The following is a 3,314-nucleotide window of genomic DNA, read 5'->3' as shown; positions in this document are numbered from 1 at the left end:
GGCGGCCCGACAGGTTTCTGCGCTGTCGATACCTCGTTGGGTGCGACGGGGCGCGCAGCGCGGTGCGCCGGTCCATGGGGCTGACGCTGCGGGGGGATTCCGCCAACAAGGCCTGGGGGGTGATGGACATTCTGGCCAGATCGGATTTTCCCGATCTGCGGATCAAATCGGTGATCCAGTCCGCGAGCGAGGGGAGCGTGCTGATCATCCCGCGCGAAGGCGGCTATCTTGTCCGGCTCTATATCGAGATGGACAAGCTCGGCCCCGACGAGCGTGCGGCGGGGCGCGACATCACCGCTGAACAGTTGATCGCCGCCGCGCAGCGTATCCTGCACCCCTATACGCTCGATGTGCAGGAGGTCGCCTGGTGGTCGGTCTATGACATCGGGCAGCGCCTCGCCGACCGGTTCGATGACGGCGCAGAGGGATCGCCGCGCGTCTTCATCTGCGGGGATGCCTGCCATACCCACAGCCCCAAGGCCGGGCAGGGGATGAACGTCTCCATGCAGGACGGCTTCAACCTCGGCTGGAAGCTGGCGGCGGTGCTGCGCGGGCAGGCGGCGCCCGGTCTGCTGGAAAGCTACAGCACCGAACGGCAGGCGGTGGCGGAGGAGTTGATAGCCTTCGACAGGTCCTTCGCGCGGATCTTCAGCACCCCGCCCGAGGCGGTGGCCGACCGGGACCGCCATGCAACGGAGTTGCAGCGCAGCTTTGTCCGTCATGGCCGGTTCACCGCGGGGACGGCGACCTGTTATGCGCCTTCCACGCTGATTGCCGCCGCGCCGCGGCAGGCGCTGGCCCGGGGCCTGCCGGTGGGGATGCGATTTCACTCAGCACCCGTGATCCGGGTGGCGGATGCAAGGCCGATGGAACTGGGCCACGTGGCGGAGGCGGACGGGCGCTGGCGGCTCTATGCCTTTGCCGGGGCGGGCGATACGGGCCAGCAGGGCGGGGCCGTGGCGCGGTTTTGCGACCGGCTCGGCACCGACGGGGCGAGCCCCTTGCGCCGCTATACCCCGCCGGGCGCGGACCCGGATGCCCTGTTCGATCTGCGCGCCGTTTTCGATGCGCCCCATCGGGCGCTGGAGGTGACGGATATGCCCGCGTTGCTGCGCCCCGCCAAGGGCCGCTTTGGGCTGACGGACCATGAAAAGGTCTTTGCCCCCGATCCGCAGGTGGACATTTATGCGCTGCGCGGGATCGACCGGGCGCGGGGCAGTCTGGTGGTCGTGCGCCCGGATCAGTACGTGGCCCATGTGCTGGCGCTGGAGGATCACGCGTCACTGACTGAATTCTTCGCCGGTTTCATGCGCCCGGCAGGCTGAATGGGCCCGGGAAAGACCGGGGCGCAATCTTCTTTTCATTTGGGGCGGGCTGTCCTAGGCTGCGGTGCAGCACGTTTCTCAGGAGGACGATCGTGGCGGACAAACCCAAGCCCTTGCTGATCAAACGCTATGCCAGTCGCAGGCTCTACAATACGGAGACGAGCGATTACGTCACGCTGGAGGATATCGCCGGTTTCATCCGTGACGGGCGCGAAGTGCAGATCGTGGACCTCAAGTCCGGGGACGACCTGACGCGGCAGTATCTGCTTCAGATCATCGCGGAGCATGAAAGCCGGGGCGAATCCGTTCTGCCCGTCGATGTGCTGACCGATCTGGTGCGCAGCTACATGTCGGGCGATGTGTCGGTGGTGCCGCAGTTCCTGCAGGCGTCCTTTGACATGCTGCGCGACGGTCAGGCCCGGGTGATGGAAAACATGACCACGATGAACCCCATGGCGAAGATGCCGGGGCTCGAGGTGATGCAGGCGCAGCAGCAGGCCTTTATGAAGGCGATGACCGGCGGCTGGCCGAAGGGGCGGGGCATGTCCTCCGGCCCGGAGCGGGAAAGCGAGTCGGGCGAGGATCTGGATGCCATCCGCAAGCAATTGGCCGAATTGCAGGAAAAACTGTCCAAGATGAAGTGACGGGCGGCGCGCAGGCGCGGCCCCCGCTTCAGATGCCCAGCCGGTCGCGCATCGCGTACCATGACATCGCCAGCGCCAGCAGCGGTGTGCGCAGCGCGACACCCCCCGGAAAGGGCGGCGCGGGCAGCGCCGCCATGGTATCGAACCCGTCGTCATCGCCGCAGATCGCCAGCGCCATGAGCTTTCCCGCCTGCGTGGCATTACCCACGCCATGCCCTGAATAACCGGAGGCGGAGAGGATGTTGGGCGCCACCCGGGCAAGGTAGGGCAGGCGTTTCATCGTGATGGCGAGCGTGCCGCCCCATGCGTAGTCGATCTTGATGTCCGCCAGATGGGGAAAGATCTCTGCCATGGGTTTACGCACCTTGGCCGCGATATCCGCGGGGAAACGATACCCGTAGCTTTCCCCGCCGCCGAACAGCAGCCTGCCGTCGTGCGAAAGCCTGAAGTAGTTCACCACGAAGCGGCTGTCGGCCACGGCCACGTCGCGCGGTAGCACCTCTGCCACGCGCGCGCCCAGCGGTTCGGTCGCGGCGATGAAGTTGTTGATGGGCATGACCCGTGTGGCCACGCCCGGATCGAGCCGGCCCAGATAGCCGTTGCAGGCGATGACGACGTGATCGGCCCGGACCTGTCCCTCCTTCGTCCGCAGGGTGGCGGGGGTACCCTTGTCGATGGCCAGCACGGCGCTGCCTTCATGGATCGTCACGCCCGCGTCGCGCGCCGCCCGGGCAAGGCCGAGCGCGAAGTTCAGCGGGTGCAGGTGCGCCGCGCCCATGTCCAGCGTGCCGCCCCGGTAATCGGGCGAGAGGCAGACGCCTTGCAGGGCGGCGTGATCGAGCGTTTCGATCTGGTCGTAGCCGTAGTGTTTGCGCAGATGATCCGCGTAATGGTGCAGGTGCCGCACCTCCCGGTCGGAGGAGGCGGTATGGACCACGCCGGGCTTGAGGTGACAGTCGATCCCGTGGCGCGCCCCGAGGTCCTTGACCAGCGCCTTCGCGTCCTCGCCAAGATCCCAGAGGCGGCGGGCGGCGTCCTCGCCCAGCATACGCTCCAGATCGTCCTGTTCGACCCGCTGGCCGCTGCCCAACTGCCCGCCATTGCGCCCCGAGGCCCCGAAGCCCACGCGCTGCGCTTCCAGAAGGATCACGCGCCGCCCCGCTTCGGCAAGGTGCAGCGCCGCCGAAAGCCCGGTGTAGCCGCCGCCGATCACGCAGACATCGGCGCGCGCCTCGCCCTTCAGCGCGGGAAAGGCGGGCAGGGGCGTGGCGGTGGCCGCATACCAGCTGTCGGGATAGGCCCCGGCCCGGTCATTGGCATAGAGCAGGTCCATGGCTCAGACGTT

General features: G+C 67.3%; 3 protein-coding genes. 2 read left to right on the top strand and 1 reads right to left on the bottom strand.

From position 1 onward, the window contains the following. Both A3764_RS15775 and phaR read left to right on the top strand, forming a co-directional pair. On the top strand, positions 1-1,325 hold a 1,325-nt coding region (locus A3764_RS15775; RefSeq protein WP_082865954.1), incomplete at its 5' end, for an FAD-dependent monooxygenase. A 92-nt stretch (positions 1,326-1,417) separates the two neighbouring features. Then, the gene (gene phaR, locus A3764_RS15770) at positions 1,418-1,969 is read left to right on the top strand and encodes a polyhydroxyalkanoate synthesis repressor PhaR (RefSeq protein ID WP_067928226.1); all 552 of its coding nucleotides are present in this window, start codon (positions 1,418-1,420) and stop codon (positions 1,967-1,969) included. 28 nt (positions 1,970-1,997) lie between these two features. Here phaR and A3764_RS15765 read toward each other — a convergent pair whose 3' ends face one another. Beyond that, on the bottom strand, positions 1,998-3,302 hold the full coding sequence (locus tag A3764_RS15765; protein WP_067928223.1) for an NAD(P)/FAD-dependent oxidoreductase: 1,305 nt from the start codon (positions 3,300-3,302) through the stop codon (positions 1,998-2,000). Positions 3,303-3,314: the final 12 nt, after the last annotated feature.

The organism is Sulfitobacter sp. HI0129 (assembly GCF_001635395.1).
GTDB lineage: Bacteria > Pseudomonadota > Alphaproteobacteria > Rhodobacterales > Rhodobacteraceae > Sulfitobacter.
Note: the sequence above shows the minus strand (reverse complement) of the source record. Positions and strands in the feature narration are given on the sequence as shown.